This is a genomic window from Butyricimonas paravirosa (genome assembly GCF_032878955.1).
GTDB classification, from domain to species: domain Bacteria; phylum Bacteroidota; class Bacteroidia; order Bacteroidales; family Marinifilaceae; genus Butyricimonas; species Butyricimonas paravirosa.
The window spans coordinates 502,629-520,291 of the sequence record NZ_CP043839.1 but is presented as its reverse complement, the minus strand read 5'-3'; the positions used below and the strand labels follow the sequence as shown (position 1 = coordinate 520,291).

The window sequence follows — 17,663 nt, the reverse complement described above, 5'->3', positions numbered from 1 at the left end:
ATGAGAAGAATATTTATATATATGATTTGTTTCGCTTCCCTTGTATTTGGTGGATGCGACTTGAATTTGGAACCGGAGAATGGGGTCACTTTTGATCATTATTTTCAAGAAGAATCCGATTGTAATGCTTTGCTCAGGCAAATGGAGGCTGACCTCCGGGTGATTTGGAGCGCTGTGACTTTCCATGAGCACATGGGGCTGCTGACAGACCGGGTTTATAATGCCGCGAGTATTGAAAAAGTTCGGAATTTGGATCCGAATTATTTGACCGATCGAGCTAAACAGCAACAATGGAAGCCGTATTATAACGTGATAACCAATACTCACTTGCTAGAGGAGAACGTGGGTAGAGTTCCTAATTTGGAGAAAAAGCGCCAGTCCTTTTACCTAGGTCAAGTTTATTTCATGCGAGCTGCTTGTTATTTTTGGTTATCCCGCACGTGGGGTGACGCGGTTATCGTGAAAAGTAGTAGCTATATTGATCGTTACGAGAAAAGCCCGGCGGTGGAAGTGATTGATTCCGCTATTGCTAACGCCAAGCGTGCTTACCGGTTATTACCTCGTTTTGACAAGTTGCGGGACTTGAATAACAAGGCTCTCGTTTCAAAACAATACGGCAGCAGGGGGAGTGCCGCGGCGCTGTTAGCTCATATTTATGCGTGGAAAGGGTCCGTGCAGAAGAATGATGATGATTTGCGGGCTTCTGTTGATTGGGCCAGCCGGTTGATCGAGCCGCAATATCAAGATTCCGTGGGCGTGTACACCCTGGCCGGGAGCGCGGAAGAGGTGGTTACAAGCGTGATGGACCGCAATAGCGCGGAAGGAATATTCGAGATTGAAGTTAATTACGCTGATATTTCATATTACGGTTTGTTTTTTCCGGGCAGTTATTTCGTTTCTTACCCGGTGATGCGAAACTCCGGTAAAAATGATATAACGACAATTAATTACGGGTTATACCGTAGTACGGTACTCAACATGTACGAGGAGGGGGATGAACGGAGGGATGCTTTCTTTTACGCCTTGGATTCAGCGGGTATGAACACGGCTGATTTGACGTACTTGTACAAATGGCGTACACCGCGGTACGAGTCGAGTGGATCTAGTATTGATTTTAAAGGTATGGATTGCAATCGTGTCTTGATGCGTTTAGCAGACATTTACCTGTTGCGAGCCGAGTGCGAGGCGAAGTTAGGAATGACGGCTCAAGCACGGGAGGATTTGAACGCTATCCGGGGACGTCGGAAGGCCAATCTTTTCCCTGCCGGGAAAAACGATGACGGGGGCAGTGATTTGCAATATAGTATTTTCTTGGAGCGGGAACGTGAATTGTTATTTGAAGGGCATCGTTATTATGACGCGGTTCGAAACGGGTACTACGGGCAGAACAGCCGGCATCGGGTGTTACCGGATGCTTTTTATAACCTGACAGATCAAGACATTACCGAAGGAGCTCTTTATCTTCCCGTGCCACAAATGGCATTTAATGACAATGATTTGATGATACAAAATGCTTATTGGATTTCTAAAATGAGATAAAAATGAAAGGTATATTTTTGATATTAGGCTGCGTTTTATGTTTTTCTTGTTCGACAAAATATAATTATATCGATACGGGTACCGCTGTTGGGTATTATGATGGCACGATGTTGGAGTATTTTCGTCATGATACATGGCATAATTGGGATTCTATTGCGAAAGTCATTGATCGTTGTAGCCCGGAGCTAAAGTCTTTGTTCGAGTCAACGGATGCGAATATCACGTTTTTCGGCCCGAAGAATATCTCTTTCGAGAAGTTTTTCTTTTGGGCAGAGCATGAAGGTTCGGATGTGACGAATTACAATAAAAATTATTACAGGAGTATTGATGAGTTTCCCCGTGATTTCTGTGACCAGATTGTTAAAACTCATCTCTATACCGGGGGAAAGGTCATGAGGGATGATGTTCCGCGTTTGGAAAGGGACGAGGAAGGTGTGGCTGATGGCGGGGGAATGGTATTGTCCATGATGTACGGGAATAAGATCTGGATATGGAGTTTACGTAACGCTTTTGCCGGGGTGGAAGAGACGGCCGACGTGGAGTTGCGGGCTGCTGCCGTGGAAGAAGACGGGAAGACGATAACCAATAATCTGGGGACTATCGCTACCACGAATCTTGAAAACCAGTCCGGGGTGGTACATGCCCTCGGTGATCAGTATTTCTTGGGACAATTATTTGAACTTGAATAAGAAAATATATTGACGTATGAGAGCTTATGTGTTTATTTTGATGGCAATTACAGGGACAATGTTGATGAGTTGCCATGATACGACGGAAGGATACCTTAAAACGGATAGCGCCCGGTATGTCCCGGATACGATGGAAATTCGCCTGCAGTTGGACGAGACGCTCGATGCTTACCGGATGCACAACATGGCTCCCTGGGTTAGCCCGAAGTTGCAAGGGGTGATCGGGACTTCTCCCATCGAGTTCGAGGTGGTTGAGGTGGAAGCTACCGAAGGGGGTAATGCCGAGTTGTTCCGGCATTTGGTTAACGTGCGTGGGGGAGGACGAATGGAATTTCCGTTAATCAGTGATATTACCCCGGGAAGATACAGGGTATCCCTGCGTGTTTTTAACGAGGGGTATAGTCATATCGTGAAAGACGTGTTTACTTTTATCGTGAAATAGTTATGAGGCAAATTATTTTAATCGGGCTGATAGCCATCGTGTTACTACCGGGTAGTAACACGATGGGACAAGGCATTCAATTCATGCAAGGTTCTTACCGGGAGGTGCTGGAAAAAGCCAAGGCGGAAAACAAGAAGGTGTTTATTGATTTTTACACTACATGGTGTGGCCCTTGCAAGGAAATGTCCTCCAAGGTGTTCACGGATGCCGATGTTGCGAAGTATTTTAACGAGAAATTTATCTCGTACCAGATTAATGCTGAAGATAAGGCTTTCGCGACGGAAGTTTCCCGGTATGAAGTAACGGCTTATCCCACGCTTGTTATTGCGGATGAAACCGGGAAATTGTTAGGCAAGCAGGTTGGCGCATGTGACAGGAGTTATTTCCTGAAATTCGCTCAATCCGCCACGGGGGAGTGTTTGAGTTTCGAAGCGATGTACAATAAGCTGAAAAAGGAGAAGCAGAATGATGCTCTCGTGCAGGATTTTCTGCTTGAAGCCCCGAACTATCTGGTACGTCAATCCGGGCAGGAGCTTACTCGATGGGAGTTACGGGTGGAACGGGTGTACAAGGATTATTGTAAACGTAAAACGACGGCGGACTGGATGAATGCGAAAGATTTTGACGTCTTGCAGTTGTTTCACACCGAGGCGGAGACTGATGATCCATTTTTGAACTATATCATGTCACATTATGACGAGGTGGTTCAGGCCGTGGGGGAGGAAAACGTGTTTAGGTTCGTGTTTACCCTTCACTTGGGATTGATTGATCACCAGGCCCGGAAGGGAAATATGGACTATCTCAAGAATCTCGAACGTGTACGGGGTGATATGAAACAAATGTATGTCGCGCTCGTGGATTTCGGGGGGAAAGACGTGTACACGGGATTGAAGTACCTGTATGACGGGTATTATTACATTTATGCCAAGAAAGACGTGGATAAATATATCGACCTGATGGAGGAGTACGTGAAATATCTGGGGCAAGGTATCAAAGGAGCGGATTATCTCGCCATGGTGAACGCCATGTCAGAGGCGTTAGGGGAGTCGAAGGATAATAAGGTGTTGGAGAAGTACATCGAATGGGTGACTGCCGCTCTTCAGTTCGAATTGACGCCGGATGATAAATTGAACTGCATGTTGATGTTGGGCGATTGTTATAAGAAGTTGAATAATATCGAGCTGGCGAAGAAGTGTTACAATCAAGCGTACGTGTTCTCCTTGCAATTCGGTAATCCGGGATTATCCTCGGCCGTGCAACAGTATATTAAAGAATTGGAAACCTTACAATAAGTGATAAATATGAGAAAATGGTTAATGATATGGATATTGGCGGTTGTTTACCTTACCGCTTGTTCCGACGACAAGGATGCCCCGGTTGTTGACACGGACCCGTTTCTGCCGGTGACGCAATTGGAAATTCCAAAGCGGCAATTGGTGGGGACTGATATTACAATATGCGGGAAAGGAATTGATGCTGAATGTAGTGTTTTTCTTCAATTGAATGGTGGAGACACGTTCTCTGCTGAAATCGTGGAAGTTGGTGGAGATAGTCTGGTTCTTCGTCCTTCAGGGGAATTGGAAGCTGGTTTCTATATTATCATCTTGAAAAAGGGTGATAAGCAATATCGTATCGGGGGAATAAACCTGTACTCCGACTCGTTGAACTTGAAGGATATGGAGGCCTATGCCGTGGGAAAAAGTTCAGATGGTCTGGGATTTTATCCCGTGTCTGTTTCCAAGCAATTGAAGGGAGAACTTCTCTTTTCTATCGGGGGAGCGGAAAGTGAATTTTACGGTGGACTTGTCATCGGGCCAACTTTCTATCATGCGAGTTTTGTTTCAAGGGATGTATTCGAGGAGCCGTTCACGCGTGTGTATGATTTTTTCACTATTGGTAGTTATGACTTGGAGTCGGGAGAACAAGAGACGTTGATGAATGAAGAGCGGGGTTTGGTTGGTATCGGGAATATAGATGGTTTGTTGCATATCATTCAATTCGACAAGGCGGAAAATCTTTACCGTTTGAAGAAATGGGAAGACGGGGAGTTTATCGAAATAAAGAGTTTCACGGCAGGCGGTACGGAGCTCATCCGGCTTAATAGCGGGGTATTCCTTCACGATGCCTCCCGGAACACGCTCCTTATGGGTGTGTTTGACATGGCCGGTTTGACGGAATCTTTTGCGTGGAAGTTGGATATGAGTGCTGCTAATTGGCAATTAGCGAAATTTGGTGGTACGAGTGATATAGATTATAATTTCATCCCGTGTGGGGAGGATATATACGTGGCCGGGGCGAGGTCAGTTATTACGGATGAAGACATAGGAATAGAAACTTACACTTCGTATATTTTCAAGCCGCAAGATCCAAGTAACTGGTCGTTTAATTCGGGAAACTTGATCAGTACTTTTGAAAATTCTCTGTTTATATCACCTTGTTATAATGCTGATAAAGAAGTGATCTATCTGATTTCAGAAGATGACCAGACGATAAATACCTATGATATTCAAAAAGAGCAATTGACTGGAGGTAAGTGGGTTAATTCCAGTATATACGGTCTCTTTATATTCAATAATAATAACTAATAATTTTTACAACTATGAAAACGTTTACTTTTTTATTTTTAGTGCTGATATTAAGTTGCAGTATGTCATTGTGGACAAGTTGTTCGGACGATAATGGAAAGGATGATCCTGTTCCACCCGAACAACCAACAGATTCTATCGTTAAAGACACGACTTGGCTGATTACGAAATTGAACATCGGAACGGATGATAATAATGGTGTTCTGGTGGTGAACCTCACCTTGGATAAAACGACGAAAAAGGTTACTAAAATTACCACGGATGACGAGGGGAGTACGGACTACACTACGACCTATACGATGACCTACACGGATGGAAAAGTTACTGTTGCTTGTGCGGGGGACTTTACTGACTTGGAACAAATTGTTTACACGTTAAATGATAAAGGTTTTGTTTCTAAAGCCGATGGAGGAGAAGATGGTGGAGTGTTTACTTTCTCTTATAATACTCAAAATCAATTAACATCTATAAATCAGGATGATGAACCGTTCTTCACTGTTTTGTATGATGCGAATAAAAATTGGAAAGGTTTTACTCTTGGTGATGATATTGAAGATGCCGTGGCAAGTGCATCTTCCTTAAAGAATACGTGTTATAACATGGATATGAATATGTTACTTGTCTGCGATCAAATGAGCATGGAGGTTCTTAGTGTTGCTGCTTACTTGGGTTTGTTCCCGGCATCCCCGAATGTCATTTCAGGGTTTAATGCTACGGCTTATGGTGAGGATTTAAGTATAAAGGTTCATAACGAAAAGAATGCTGACGGTTCAATTAAATCGTTAGTGGCAGATACGGAATTAGAGGGAACGACCGTAGAATTTAGCGTGATTAAAATATTTTCTTCGGAAAAGCAAATTGTTGATAGAAAAATAGAATAGGTGAATCTATTTTATGTAGAAAATCTTTAAGGAATTAATAGTAGAGAAAATCCGGGTATAATGTAGAAATTTGTACCCGGATCGTTTGTATATCATGGTACAGTCCGGGGATAAGAGTAGGATATTTTGGGGTTGCGGAAAATATTCCTTGTTTCTTTCTTTTTATTTAGAAAGATACTATATATTGGCAAATTATTTTGATAATTATGCGGCAATATAAAACTTATCTTTTTGATTTTGACTATACGTTAGTGGATTCGAGTAATGGAATTGTCATGTGTTTTCGTCATGTGCTGGACAAGCACGGGTATAAGAATGTAGATGATAGAGCAATAAAGCGTACTATCGGCATGACGTTGGATGATGCTTTCGCCCTCCTTACGGGGGTGTCTGGTCGGGAAGTTTTGGTTTCTTATCGGAAAGAATATGTAGCGAAAGCTGATGTATGCATGAGTGATAATACCATTTTGTTTTCGGAGGTTACCAATGTGTTGCAGGCTTTGAAACAGCAAGGATCAAAGATTGGTGTTATTTCAACCAAGTATCGTTACCGTATTATGGAGTTTGTGAACCGGCATTTTCCTGCTGGATTTTTTGATATCGTGGTTGGAGGGGAAGATGTCAGTAAAGCTAAACCTTCCCCTGAAGGGGTGTGGTATGCGATGAAACAGTTGAATAGCGATACTCGTGATTGTCTTTATGTGGGAGATTGTGTCATTGATGCCCAGACTGCTCAGGCTGCTGCTTTAGATTTTGTCGGGGTACTGCATGGTACAACAACCAGAGAAGAATTGCTTGCGTATCCACATATTGCTATAATTGATGATTTGGGAACGATAAGAGTGAAATAATTATTCTACATCATTGGGGGTAATATAAAAATTGGTTCTATGGGGTAAAGCCTTTTGTCAGGGCAGAGATTACCTGTTATTAAGGAGTACTATTGCATCAAAATGAACGTTTTTACACAATAGTACCCCTTCTGGAAAACTCTAATAATAATCCATTTATTTAATAATAATCATAGAGTCCAGCACAAGTTCTCATCTTATTTCATTTAAATTGCGAATCCATTTCTTTTCCAGTAAATATTCTGCGTCATTTTGGTGTTGTTTTGGAAGGCGTCAAAAGAGATCGGGAAGAATAAAGCCCCGTCTTTCACGTCTTGGGCTGAGAGGGTCTTGAATTTACCCCTGAGTTTTTCACGGAATGCCCTGTTACGGACAATATCAAGATATCTCGTGCATATCCCTTCGAGAAATAATTCTTTGTCTCTTTCTAGTGCAATTGCCTCTTCCAAGTTTTCATCCGGGGTATATTCTTTTGCCCCGGCTCGTTTCCTGATCACGTTCAAGTCGGCTATCGCTCCCGGAATATCACCGGATTTCGCTCTCATTTCAGCCCGGAGCAGGTATATATCTGCGAGACGAATCTGGATTTCATTCAGGTCATAGATAGAGAAGTAGTGGCTGAAAGTTAAGTTTGCTATAAGTTGGGAAGAGAGTTATTTAAAGTATATGTTTATCTTATTGAGCAGTTGTATAAAACCGTAAGAGAAGCTATGAAGATACTTTCAAGAAACTACTTCTTCTTCGTTGATCTCTCGAAGATTATTCAGAGCTTCTCCATACGAGCATGGATGAACAACGTTTGATCTTCGAATGAACTCTGAATGAGGGGTATTATTTGGTACTTATCTGTACTTTATTTGGAATATATTTCCTTTTGATTAATAATTCTCTTTTCACTTTCCAGTTTAATGAAGGAACGGAGTCTTTTTTAATCATACTACCTTTTAATACTGTAAAGCCAGAAGCATTATAATATCCTTTAGCATTATATCCTCGACCTGTAGTATAGAAGAGGTGTAAATCTTGCTGTTCTTTAGTTTTAATTATTTCAAAAATATTACACCCAATAAAAGATGTTAAGAACTTAACATCCTCAAAAAATTCATCCATTGAGTCTCGTTGATATTCTGGTAGATTTGGAACTTTCGGTATTTGCTTATTTTCGTTTAACACAAACGTATTTGCTTTTTTAGCTTCGGTAATAGCTTTATGTTCTAAATATGTACGTATTGACTTTCTTTAGGATCCCCATCTATTAAATATGTAGTAACTGTTTTTCCCATAATTTATTTTATCGAAGGTATTTGTCTAATATCACTTTCTTTTGCTCAATGCATAGGTTCATCCTTGCTTTAGCTTCATTTATTATTGTTTCGTATTCTTCAACCTCTGTCATAGCCATATTTTGCACATCCAATGGTATATTAGGTATGGTTAAGCTCTTAATTCTATCAATAGAGGCTCTATTGCTACGATTAAATGCGGCTTGTTTGCCAGCCATCTCAAGCATAAACATCACAAAATGAGGGTTCATTTTCGTTTCATCTACTCGTAGTACTCCGCAATGATCTGTTGGGTAAAACGGTGTATTAGCAGGGATATAATTTACCATCCAATCGCCATCTATACCCCACAATATAGAACCTTTTGTAAAATCATCTATTAAAAGTTTATTAATCTTACCGAATGGTTCCTTAACATTGGCACTATACACTGGTATATCGTAGTTGCTGTTCATCTCATTTGATAGAACTCTTTTGCCTATTAATATTGTAAATAATTGGTTATTGGAAAATTTTATTCTAGTCCAATTGGATGTGTTGGTAATTTGTAAAGCATCAAATACTTCTGCTATTTTGTGTTGATGACTCTCAATAGTTATTCGACTATTATTATACTCAGCATCAACTTTTTTACATTCTTCTATTACATATCTCTGTATGTCAGGAGGAACGTTAGGGATAGGTATTGTTTCAATATCTTTTGGATATACATGAGGTTGTGCTGCACCTTTTTGTAAGTAGAAAATCTGAGATTGAATACCTTTTAGGTAATTAAATATAAATTCTGTGGAGAAACCGTTAGTACCGATAATTGTAGTGCAGTCTGATGCAAATATAAGGTAACTCGCTCACATACGGATGGATTTCAGAGGAATAATGCAAAGTGCTTGGACGAGAAAGGGATAAGTCGTTTTGTTCCACATTCTTCCTTTTGAGGTTTTTGACCTGTTTTTGGGGAGTTAGGCAAACAAATTGCTACTTATCCGTTGCCTTTTCGGGATTGAAAATAGGTATGAAATTTACTTCCAAAACTGTTTTTCTACCCCTGTTCACCACCGCAAGAACGCTGTTCTGTCTGTTTTTTGCTAATGCAAAGTTAGTCAAAATTTTCCGTATCAGGAAAAAATACAGTCTCAGATTGGAAGTCAAGGGGGCTTTTTCTATATTCCGCTATATTTTTCATGCCATTCATTTGCTCGCTATATAATAATTTTGCAAACAAAGGAATAGGTTATGAATCAGGCAAATGTAAAGGTGTCGTTCTACCTGAAAAAGAGCGAGGCGGATGCCAATGGCGAATGTCCGGTAATGGCTAAGTTGAACATCGGAAAATACTCTGAAGCGGCATTCAGCGTGAAGATGAAAGTGCCGCAATCCCGATGGACTTCGGGGCGTGCGTCTGGCAAGAGTGTGACGGCAAAGGAAATCAACAACCGGCTGGATGAGATCCGTGCGGTGGCGTTGAGTATCTATAACGAGCAGTCTGCCGTCCGTGACGGTGTGACCGCTGAGGAAGTGAAAAGCATTTTGCTTGGAATGGCAAGCGGGCAGGAAACACTGTTGAGCTATTTCAGGCAATTCATCAACAACTTTGAAAAGCGAGTTGGAGTCAACCGCACAGCCAAAAGTTTGCAGGCATACCGCAATGCCTATAGGCACATTGAGAAGTTTCTGCAAGAAAAATACAGGCTAACGGATATTCCTTTCTCGGCATTGGACCGCTCCTTCATCGACAAATACGACCTGTACCTTCGTACCGAACGCAATCTCGCTCCCGGAACCGTCATCAACCTGACCGTCCAACTGAAAACCATCGTGGGTGAGGCTATCGCTGACGGTATCATTACCGTTTATCCGTTCATGGGTTACGAGCCGGTTCGTCCGAAAGCGGTGCAGAAGTATCTTACCGATGAAGAGCTGCAACGGCTTATGACCACTCCGCTCCATAGGCAGACACTTTACCTTGTCCGTGACATGTTCCTGTTTTCCTGCTTCACCGGCATTTCATACAGGGATATGCGCTCGCTGACAAAAGAAAACCTGTCGCTTGCGGAAGACGGCACATGGTGGATTAAAAGTGCCCGCCAGAAGACCAAGATAGAATTTGAAATCCCCTTGTTGGACTTGCCGTTACAGATTCTGAAAAAGTACAGTGATGCCGTTTCTGATAACAGGCTGCTACCGATGTATTGTAATTCCAACATGAATCTCTACCTGAAAGAGATTGCCCGGATTTGCAACATCAACCGTCCGCTGGTATTTCATGTAGCCAGGCACACCTACGCCACGGAAATCACCCTTTCGCATGGGGTTCCTCTTGAAACCGTCAGCAAAATGCTCGGACATAGCCGGATTGAAACCACACGTATTTACGCGAAAGTGACCGATGACAAGATTGATTCCGACACAAGGACTTTGAACCGGAAAATATCGGAACGTTTTTCCGTCGTGATTTGATTACCTCTTAAAAAAACAAGAACATGGAAAAGAATATGGAAAACCAGAATATCAAGCGGCGTAGTACATTTGCCGTATTGTTCTATATAAACCGCACGAAAGTCCGCAAGGACGGAATGTGCCAGTTATTGTGCAAGGTAAGCATTGATGCCGAATGGGCACAGATAGGAACCAAAGTATCCGTCAATCCCTCTATTTGGAATCCCGACAAAGGACGCGCCGACGGACGGAGTGAAAATGCAGTTACGGTGAACCGTGCCATAGATGACCTGACAGACGAGATAACCGGACATTACGACAGGATAAAGAACAGTCTGGGGTTCATTACAGCGGAACTTGTCAAGAATGCAGTCAAAGGCATCGGGCAGAAACCACTTACCCTGCTTGCCTTGTTCAGGGAGCATAACGAGGAGTTCAAGAAGCGTATCGGGATAGACCGCATACAGGAAACATACGACTCCTACAAGCGTTCCTACAAGCACCTTTCCGCTTTTGTTCAGGAGAAGAAAGGCGTGGAGGACGTGACATTGAGAAGCCTTGACCGTGCGTTTTATGACGACTTCGAGTTGTTCCTGCGCACGAACCGCAACCAAAAACCCAAGACCGTACATGAACACCTGTACCGCCTGAAGAAGCTGACAATGCGGGCGGTCAGCCAGGGGACATTGCGCCGTGACCCTTACTGCCGCCTGCATCCCGAACTGCCAAAAAGAAAAAGCCGGCACATGAAATTGGAGGACTTGAAGACACTGATGACCACCCCGGTGGAGAAGCCTCAACTGCAATTCGTAAGGGATATGTTCATTTTCTCGACATTTACCGGATTGGCGTATGCGGACTTGAAAAAACTGTCGGTCAATGATGTCACGCAGGCTGAGGACGGCACATGGTGGATTCACATCCACAGGCAAAAGACGGATACGCTTTCGTCTGTCCGCCTGTTGGATATTCCCCTTCAAATCATCGAGAAATATCGTAGCCAAAGAACCGGGGACAAGGTATTCAATGTTTACAATCGTGGATATTTTATAACATTGACACGAGAGCTGGGACAGGTATATGGCTTTGATTTGACCTACCATCAGGCCAGGCATAATTTCGGGACCCACATCACCCTCTCGCTCGGTGTGCCGATAGAGACGGTCAGCCGCATGATGGGACACAACTCCATTTCCACCACCCAGCTGTATGCCCAAGTAACGGACACCAAAGTGGACGAGGATATGAAACGGCTAAAGTCCACAGGTTTCGGAAAACAGATACAGCTTTGCGAAGAAGATTTCATCGTCAAGAAAAAACGGGGAAGAAAGTCTGAAATGGCATAAAATAAAAACGGAGAAATGCCCTTTGTAAAAAGGAAATCATTTCTCCGTCTCTTTTAGTGAACGATGCTATACCCATCGTTGTTCTTCCCGGCAACGCTTGTAGGAATCCTCCAGTATCTTCAGAATATCCGATTCCTTATACAGAGTCTTGCCCTGCACCATGTAATAAGGAACCACCCCGAATGTCCGGTACTCCTGCAATGTGCGCCTGCTTACCCGCAGGACTTTGGAGAGTTCCTCGTCAGTGAGGAAGCGCTCACCGTTAAAGAGGGATTTCGGCATCTTCTCAATCACGGAGAGCATCTTCTCCATTTTTTCCAGCCCTTGAAACATCACGTCGATCCGAGGGTCTTTGTCGTCCAAGAAATGATAGCTCATAATCTGCTTTTTATTAAAGGGTGATAATTCAAATCCAACAATCTCTGTACGTCTTCAGGCTTGTAGAACAGCTTGTTCTTGATACGGCTGAAAGGCAATATCCCTTTGTTGCGATATACCTGTAGTGTCTTCTTGTTGATGCGAAGCACATCGCACACCTCCTGATTATCCAGCCAGTTTTTCAAGCCGAGGTCCTCGGCCGGACGGCATACCCGCGTCATCCGTTCCTCAAAATCACAGAACCGGACACGCAATTCTTCAAAAGTCTGTTTGTCAACACATATTATTTCCATAATCCTTGCTTCATTTTAATTAAACATTTGGCTGATGTCTGAACCTCGCCGGCAATGACTTGCCCTTTTGGTTGAGGAACGCCTCCACTTCGGATGCCTTGTAGTAGGTTCTCCCGTCAATCATGTAATAGGTCACGAGCTTCTTCTGGCGGTAACGCGCCAGCGTGCGTTTGGTGATGCCGAGCAGCCGGCACAGGTCGTAGTTGTCCAAGAGCGTGTCGCCGTCCAGGCATTCCTTCAGCTTGTTCATACGCTCCAATGCCCGCTCTATCCTGTCGAACCGTTCCATGATTTGGGCGAACATCTCGCTGTTTATCTGTAACATGAGTAATCTGTTTTAAGTGTAACTTATCGTTTGCTTACACCTTGTTGCGCAACAGGTTATATCATATTATAAGGCCAACAGCGTACCAATGACACCGATAGACACCAAGAGGAACTGATATAACATTGTATATCAGTGAAATAAAAATCTGAGGCTGTAAAAATGAATAAATGGCGAATCTTGCAAATTGCAAGATTTCCTTGCAGGATGCAATGGACTATCGCGAGGATTTGCGATAAATGAGACGGACAATCCCGTTTTTGAAAGCAACTGTCCTGTAAAGTTTCCAACGATTGACCGGAAGTCGATGCAGGCAGTCCGTACCGTTGCCTGTTGTCAGAGGAAGAATGTAGATGATGATTTCGTCAATGAGGTGGTAGATGGAAAGCCCGTGTAGCAAGTCAAGGCTCTTTGGGTCGGATATTTCTGAGGTAAAGGTAAAGGAGTCCGGTTTCTCGTCCTTTTCACAAATCAAGTCCAGCATGGGATAGCCGGGAAACAGCGTGAAGGTACTCCTCTCGTGCCAGAACGGGAAACCTTGGCTGTCCGTCTTCACCCATTGCAACAACTCTTCATTCGGGTCGGGAAGATAACCGTCCAATGTCACTGCCGTTATGATTTGTATTCTTGCCATACCTGTCCGTCTAAAAAAAGAAGCGTGGTAGCCACGCACTCAGACAGAGGCTCTGGTAAAGCCTAAAGGAGAACACGCAACACCACGCTATGACAGAGCATAGCATAAGCATTACGCAATCATTCTCCTTTAACGTCAATTTACCAGATTTCTGTCCGAGAAGCTTGCGCTCTTATGTTATATAATCAGCAGAGGGGTTTTCCCTCCACCGGTTTTCTTCTATGTTTCAGACCGGCAAGGCTATACCCTGCCAAATCTTTTGCAAATTTACAAAATTTCAGTCGGATTGAAAAATCATTTCAATATATTCTGTGTCAACACTGTTGCCGGAAATAGATAGAATATCGGGGATTATCTTATCCCGTATTTCTTCATCTTCCGGTACAGTGTTGAAGAGTTTACATTCAACAATCGTGCGGTCTGTTCACGATGCCCGTTGCACGCTTGAAGGGCATTTGCAATGGCTTCCCTCTCGCTGTTTTCGTCTTTCAAAGGCAATATGTCCGGAGTTTTCTCCGTAATCCGAATATCAGTCTGACTGTCTGCGTTCAAGTCCGGCAACTCCAATACAGGGGTTTCCGTAAGCAACACCGCCCGTTTGATCCGGTTCTGCAATTCCCTGACATTGCCCGGCCAACGATAAGAACGAAGTCGGTATATGGCATCTTTTGAAAAGCCTTTTGTCTCTTTCTTAAGTTCTTTGGAAAACCGTTCACGGAAAAATTCCGCCAAAGGCAAAATGTCATCAGCACACTCGGCCAAAGATGGCATCCTGATTTCCATCTCTGCCAGACGGTGGTACAGGTCTTCCCGGAATCGTCCTTCCTTGATGGCCCGTTCCAGATTTTCATTCGTTGCCGCCACAATCCGCACGTCTGCCATCCGCTCCCTGTCGCTGCCGATAGGGGTATAGGTATTCTCCTGCAACACTCTAAGGAGCATGGACTGTATGTCAATAGGCATCGTGCCGATTTCATCCAGGAAGAGCGTACCGCCTTTTGCCATGTCGAAATATCCGTTCTTTGCCGTATCCGCACCGGTGAAGGCGCCTTTCTCGTGTCCGAACAGGAGGGATGCCGCAAGTTCGCGTGGCAACGCTCCGCAATTGACCGCTACAAACTTGCCGTCACGTCCGCTGTTCGCGTGAATGCCCTGTGCCACGGACTCCTTGCCGGTACCGTTGGCACCGAGTATCAGCACCGACATATCCGACGGGGCTACTATCCTCGCGTATCTCTCCACCTCAAGTATTTTAGGGCAGGTACGTCTGAACAGGTCTTTCGGTTTCGTGCGGACAGTCGCGAGCGGACGGAATATCTCTTCCGCCAGTTCAAGCAGGTGTTCCCGGTGTACCGGCTTGGGCAGATAGTCTTTTGCCCCCAACTTGATGGCGCGTACCGCATCCGGTATAGACCCGTATTCCGTTGTCACTATGAATGGAATGTCTTTCTTCTCTTTTGTGAGCCACTCTAAAAGCGATATTCCGTCACCTTCAGGCAAGCGCACATCGGACAATATGAAGTCGAACCGATGCTTGCGTATCAATGCACGTGCGGCCGGTTCACGCATGGCGGTCATTACATCGTACCCCGCCTGTTCAAGCCAGTCTTTCTGGCGTTGTGACAAACTTATATTGTCTTCAACTATCAGTACCTTCTGTTTCATCGCTCATTTTCTTTATTTCCTTTTCAGCTTCTGTTATAAGTCCGGAGATGTGTCCTATCAGCAGCTTCACCTGTTCATTGACGGTATTCATATCGCATGCAGAATCGTTTAACGTGGTGCGGAGTTTTACCAGTGGAGCATCGGCCCGTAACAACTCCAACGAGGGCTTTATCTCGTGGGCTATGTCATGGAGCTTTTCAATGTCCCCTGTCTTTATTGCCGATTGCAAGTCTGCCATATTTTGTTCGGACTGGATAATGAAAGTTCTTAGCAGTTCTCTTTTATCAAGCACATCTGCCGTGAACGTGGCAAAATCCGGTGTATGTGACTCTTCCACATCGCGTGACACCACAGAAGAGACCATATCCAACAGTTCTCTCATGGAAAACGGCTTGTGGATGGAGTCCGTGAATCCGCCCTTTATGAATGCCTCTTTTTCTCCTTCTCCTCGTGCAGTCATGGCTACTATCGGAATTGTGTGTGAATTTCCGATGCTGGATTTGCGAAGCAATGCCAGAATTTCAAAACCGTTGGTTTCCGGCATCTGTATGTCGCTTAGCAGCAAGTCGTAATCCTGCCTGCGCATCTCATTGACCAGTTCTTTGGCATTGGAACAGGTGGTACACGATACTCCGTTGCGTTCAAGCATTTCCTTGGCTATTTCCAGTTGTAATGTGTCATTGTCTATAACAAGTACGCGCTGTGGCAATGGCAGACGGTCTTGCGGAACTGCCGACGCTTCACTATTGATTTTCTCATTGGAAACCGCTAACGGCAGGGATACACGAAATGTGCTGCCATGCCCGATTTTACTTTCCACATCAATGCTGCCTCCTAAAAGTTTGACCAATCCTTTTGTGATGGGCAAGCCCAACCCGAAACCTTCGGCATTCGCCTCAGACGACAGGCGTTCAAACGGACGGAAGATACGCGAAACGGTGTCTTGATCCATACCGATTCCCGTATCCTTTATTTCTATATAAAGCATTCCATTTTCATATCGGACATTGAACTGTATCATACCGGCGTTTGTAAACTTCACAGCATTCGTCAGTAGATTGTCTATAATTTGAGAGATACGATCCATGTCACCGCACAGTACGACATCCGTATTTTGGGAATCATGGTGGAATATGATTCCCTTATTATTGGCAATATGTGAAAATCCGGTCACAATACGTTCCAACAGATCATTAAGGTTGAACGGTACATTGTTGCAGGTTTCCTTGGACTCGTTCAGGCGGTACACGTCCAGCAGATTGTTCAGCAGGTGCAGGATATGTTTGCACTCCGTTTCGATATTTTCCAAATGGTGATTCCTGCGTTTCCTGTCCCGGGTATCTTTTGCCAGTTCGACATATCCGTAAATGATGTTCAGGGGGCCGCGTATGTCATGCGAGATAGTAAGTATGACGTTTTTACGCGTTTCCAGCAGTTCATTATTCCGGTCAATGACACCCTCCATCTTTTTCCTGAGCAGCGAATCCCGTTTCAGATGTTTCTGGATAATCAGGTACGAGAACACCAGCAGGAGGATGGCGGCGATGATCAGCCCGGTGATGATGGAGGTGGAGCGTTGGTGCGCTTGGGCTATCTGCTCTTCCCTGTCCCGGAAGGCGGCTTGTGCATGGTCGCTGATGTTACCGAGCAGGGCGAACAGTTTGCGGTTCAGTTCCCTGTTGCGGATGCGCAGGCTGTCGGTGTAATTCTCCATGTTGCGTATCCGCTCCGCTTGCAGGGCGATAAGCTGTTCGTTCAGCGAGCGGAGCTTGTCGGACGAGGCGGGCACTTGCACCGTTTCCTTGCCGCCGAACCATCCGGCTATGCCTTTCTTCTTCTGCACGACGGTACGGGTCTGTGTCGCTTGCCTTGCAGCTTCTGGCAGATGGTTCACCAGCAGGCTGTCGGCTTTGTCCTGCCGGTGGAACACCTGCATGATTTGGTGCAGGTGTGTCTCCTTGTCCGCCAACAACTGTTGCAGGGTATCTATCTGCGACAGACCGAATATGTAGCTATGGTTCGTTTGCAGCATTTGCAGCAGGCTGTCCACCCTCAGCCGTCTCGTTTGGTAGGCATGGTAGTCCTCATCCTCCCAAGCGATGACGCTCTCGCCCAATGAGGCGAGTACCGTGATGTTGCGGTGTATCTCGGATATGTCACGGCGTGCCTGTCTGATTTCGTAGGTGTCGGCCTCGATTTTCCGAAGGCGTGCGTGTTCATGGAAAAGAATAGCGGCCATGCTGATGATGACCGCCATTAACATCATATAGCCGAAGAGGATTTTAGCTTGCAGGGGTATGTTTCTGTTCATATATA

At 44.5% G+C, this 17,663-nt stretch carries 17 protein-coding genes and 1 pseudogene; 9 read left to right on the top strand and 9 right to left on the bottom strand.

What is annotated here, in order from left to right; genetic code table 11:
- The 7 genes from F1644_RS02195 to F1644_RS02165 all read left to right on the top strand — a co-directional run bounded on the left by F1644_RS02195 (window position 1) and on the right by F1644_RS02165 (window position 6,987).
- Window positions 1-1,539 carry a RagB/SusD family nutrient uptake outer membrane protein gene (locus F1644_RS02195; RefSeq protein WP_118302191.1) on the top strand — a complete coding sequence of 513 codons (1,539 nt, stop codon included), beginning with the start codon at window positions 1-3 and terminating at the stop codon, window positions 1,537-1,539.
- Window positions 1,540-1,541: 2 nt separating this feature from the next.
- A complete protein-coding gene (locus tag F1644_RS02190; protein ID WP_118302192.1) occupies window positions 1,542-2,228 on the top strand; it encodes a hypothetical protein in 687 nt (228 codons plus the stop codon).
- A gap of 16 nt (window positions 2,229-2,244) precedes the next feature.
- Window positions 2,245-2,670 (top strand): hypothetical protein, encoded by a 426-nt coding sequence (locus F1644_RS02185; RefSeq protein ID WP_229128322.1) that lies wholly within the window; start codon window positions 2,245-2,247, stop codon window positions 2,668-2,670.
- A gap of 2 nt (window positions 2,671-2,672) precedes the next feature.
- Window positions 2,673-3,962, top strand: a complete 1,290-nt coding sequence (locus F1644_RS02180; RefSeq protein ID WP_118302193.1) for a thioredoxin family protein — start codon at window positions 2,673-2,675, stop codon at window positions 3,960-3,962.
- Between the two features lie 9 nt (window positions 3,963-3,971).
- The gene (locus F1644_RS02175; RefSeq protein WP_147344492.1) at window positions 3,972-5,255 is read left to right on the top strand and encodes a hypothetical protein; all 1,284 of its coding nucleotides are present in this window, start codon (window positions 3,972-3,974) and stop codon (window positions 5,253-5,255) included.
- Window positions 5,256-5,269: 14 nt separating this feature from the next.
- Entirely contained in the window at window positions 5,270-6,136 is an 867-nt protein-coding gene (locus tag F1644_RS02170; RefSeq protein ID WP_118302195.1) for a DUF4595 domain-containing protein, read from the top strand.
- A 206-nt stretch (window positions 6,137-6,342) separates the two neighbouring features.
- A complete protein-coding gene (locus F1644_RS02165) occupies window positions 6,343-6,987 on the top strand; it encodes an HAD family hydrolase (RefSeq protein ID WP_118302196.1) in 645 nt (214 codons plus the stop codon).
- A gap of 206 nt (window positions 6,988-7,193) precedes the next feature.
- On the opposite strand, the gene F1644_RS02160 is transcribed toward F1644_RS02165, so the two are convergent.
- From F1644_RS02160 to F1644_RS02150, 3 genes and pseudogenes are all read right to left on the bottom strand, one after another.
- On the bottom strand, window positions 7,194-7,568 hold the full coding sequence (locus F1644_RS02160; protein ID WP_255378863.1) for a RagB/SusD family nutrient uptake outer membrane protein: 375 nt from the start codon (window positions 7,566-7,568) through the stop codon (window positions 7,194-7,196).
- 292 nt (window positions 7,569-7,860) lie between these two features.
- A pseudogene (locus tag F1644_RS02155) lies at window positions 7,861-8,208 on the bottom strand (DUF4357 domain-containing protein); the annotation flags it as partial.
- A gap of 70 nt (window positions 8,209-8,278) precedes the next feature.
- Window positions 8,279-8,788 (bottom strand): restriction endonuclease subunit S, encoded by a 510-nt coding sequence (locus tag F1644_RS02150; RefSeq protein WP_262891432.1) that lies wholly within the window; start codon window positions 8,786-8,788, stop codon window positions 8,279-8,281.
- A gap of 715 nt (window positions 8,789-9,503) precedes the next feature.
- Between F1644_RS02150 and F1644_RS02145 the strand changes: the two genes are divergently transcribed.
- Window positions 9,504-10,727 carry a site-specific integrase gene (locus tag F1644_RS02145; protein ID WP_005832231.1) on the top strand — a complete coding sequence of 408 codons (1,224 nt, stop codon included), beginning with the start codon at window positions 9,504-9,506 and terminating at the stop codon, window positions 10,725-10,727.
- Between the two features lie 23 nt (window positions 10,728-10,750).
- A complete protein-coding gene (locus tag F1644_RS02140; RefSeq protein ID WP_004319016.1) occupies window positions 10,751-12,052 on the top strand; it encodes a site-specific integrase in 1,302 nt (433 codons plus the stop codon).
- A gap of 66 nt (window positions 12,053-12,118) precedes the next feature.
- Here F1644_RS02140 and F1644_RS02135 read toward each other — a convergent pair whose 3' ends face one another.
- The 6 genes from F1644_RS02135 to F1644_RS02110 form a co-directional block, all read right to left on the bottom strand.
- Window positions 12,119-12,430 (bottom strand): helix-turn-helix domain-containing protein, encoded by a 312-nt coding sequence (locus F1644_RS02135; protein ID WP_004319015.1) that lies wholly within the window; start codon window positions 12,428-12,430, stop codon window positions 12,119-12,121.
- Window positions 12,427-12,723: a helix-turn-helix domain-containing protein gene (locus tag F1644_RS02130; protein WP_004319014.1), complete on the bottom strand. Its 297-nt coding sequence runs from the start codon at window positions 12,721-12,723 to the stop codon at window positions 12,427-12,429. Before F1644_RS02130 ends, F1644_RS02135 begins: the two co-directional genes overlap by 4 nt.
- A gap of 19 nt (window positions 12,724-12,742) precedes the next feature.
- Window positions 12,743-13,048 (bottom strand): helix-turn-helix domain-containing protein, encoded by a 306-nt coding sequence (locus F1644_RS02125; protein WP_004319013.1) that lies wholly within the window; start codon window positions 13,046-13,048, stop codon window positions 12,743-12,745.
- A gap of 217 nt (window positions 13,049-13,265) precedes the next feature.
- Complete coding sequence (locus F1644_RS02120; protein ID WP_034522606.1) at window positions 13,266-13,682, bottom strand: hypothetical protein; 417 nt, start codon at window positions 13,680-13,682, stop codon at window positions 13,266-13,268.
- Window positions 13,683-14,033: 351 nt separating this feature from the next.
- Window positions 14,034-15,347: a sigma-54-dependent transcriptional regulator gene (locus F1644_RS02115; RefSeq protein WP_021971807.1), complete on the bottom strand. Its 1,314-nt coding sequence runs from the start codon at window positions 15,345-15,347 to the stop codon at window positions 14,034-14,036.
- On the bottom strand, window positions 15,322-17,658 hold the full coding sequence (locus F1644_RS02110) for a hybrid sensor histidine kinase/response regulator (protein ID WP_347786950.1): 2,337 nt from the start codon (window positions 17,656-17,658) through the stop codon (window positions 15,322-15,324). The genes F1644_RS02115 and F1644_RS02110 overlap by 26 nt, the downstream gene beginning before the upstream one ends.
- Window positions 17,659-17,663: the final 5 nt, after the last annotated feature.

Bases quoted from the DNA above. Each gene is read 5' to 3' on its own strand.
- F1644_RS02130 (WP_004319014.1), bottom strand. From the start codon at position 12,723: ATGGAAATAATATGTGTTGACAAACAGACTTTTGAAGAATTGCGTGTC.
- F1644_RS02195 (WP_118302191.1), top strand. From the start codon at position 1: ATGAGAAGAATATTTATATATATGATTTGTTTCGCTTCCCTTGTATTT.
- F1644_RS02190 (WP_118302192.1), top strand. From the start codon at position 1,542: ATGAAAGGTATATTTTTGATATTAGGCTGCGTTTTATGTTTTTCTTGT.
- F1644_RS02180 (WP_118302193.1), top strand. From the start codon at position 2,673: ATGAGGCAAATTATTTTAATCGGGCTGATAGCCATCGTGTTACTACCG.
- F1644_RS02120 (WP_034522606.1), bottom strand. From the start codon at position 13,682: ATGGCAAGAATACAAATCATAACGGCAGTGACATTGGACGGTTATCTT.
- F1644_RS02165 (WP_118302196.1), top strand. From the start codon at position 6,343: ATGCGGCAATATAAAACTTATCTTTTTGATTTTGACTATACGTTAGTG.
- F1644_RS02140 (WP_004319016.1), top strand. From the start codon at position 10,751: ATGGAAAAGAATATGGAAAACCAGAATATCAAGCGGCGTAGTACATTT.
- F1644_RS02145 (WP_005832231.1), top strand. From the start codon at position 9,504: ATGAATCAGGCAAATGTAAAGGTGTCGTTCTACCTGAAAAAGAGCGAG.
- F1644_RS02110 (WP_347786950.1), bottom strand. From the start codon at position 17,658: ATGAACAGAAACATACCCCTGCAAGCTAAAATCCTCTTCGGCTATATG.
- F1644_RS02115 (WP_021971807.1), bottom strand. From the start codon at position 15,347: ATGAAACAGAAGGTACTGATAGTTGAAGACAATATAAGTTTGTCACAA.
- F1644_RS02175 (WP_147344492.1), top strand. From the start codon at position 3,972: ATGAGAAAATGGTTAATGATATGGATATTGGCGGTTGTTTACCTTACC.
- F1644_RS02125 (WP_004319013.1), bottom strand. From the start codon at position 13,048: ATGTTACAGATAAACAGCGAGATGTTCGCCCAAATCATGGAACGGTTC.
- F1644_RS02135 (WP_004319015.1), bottom strand. From the start codon at position 12,430: ATGAGCTATCATTTCTTGGACGACAAAGACCCTCGGATCGACGTGATG.
- F1644_RS02185 (WP_229128322.1), top strand. From the start codon at position 2,245: ATGAGAGCTTATGTGTTTATTTTGATGGCAATTACAGGGACAATGTTG.
- F1644_RS02170 (WP_118302195.1), top strand. From the start codon at position 5,270: ATGAAAACGTTTACTTTTTTATTTTTAGTGCTGATATTAAGTTGCAGT.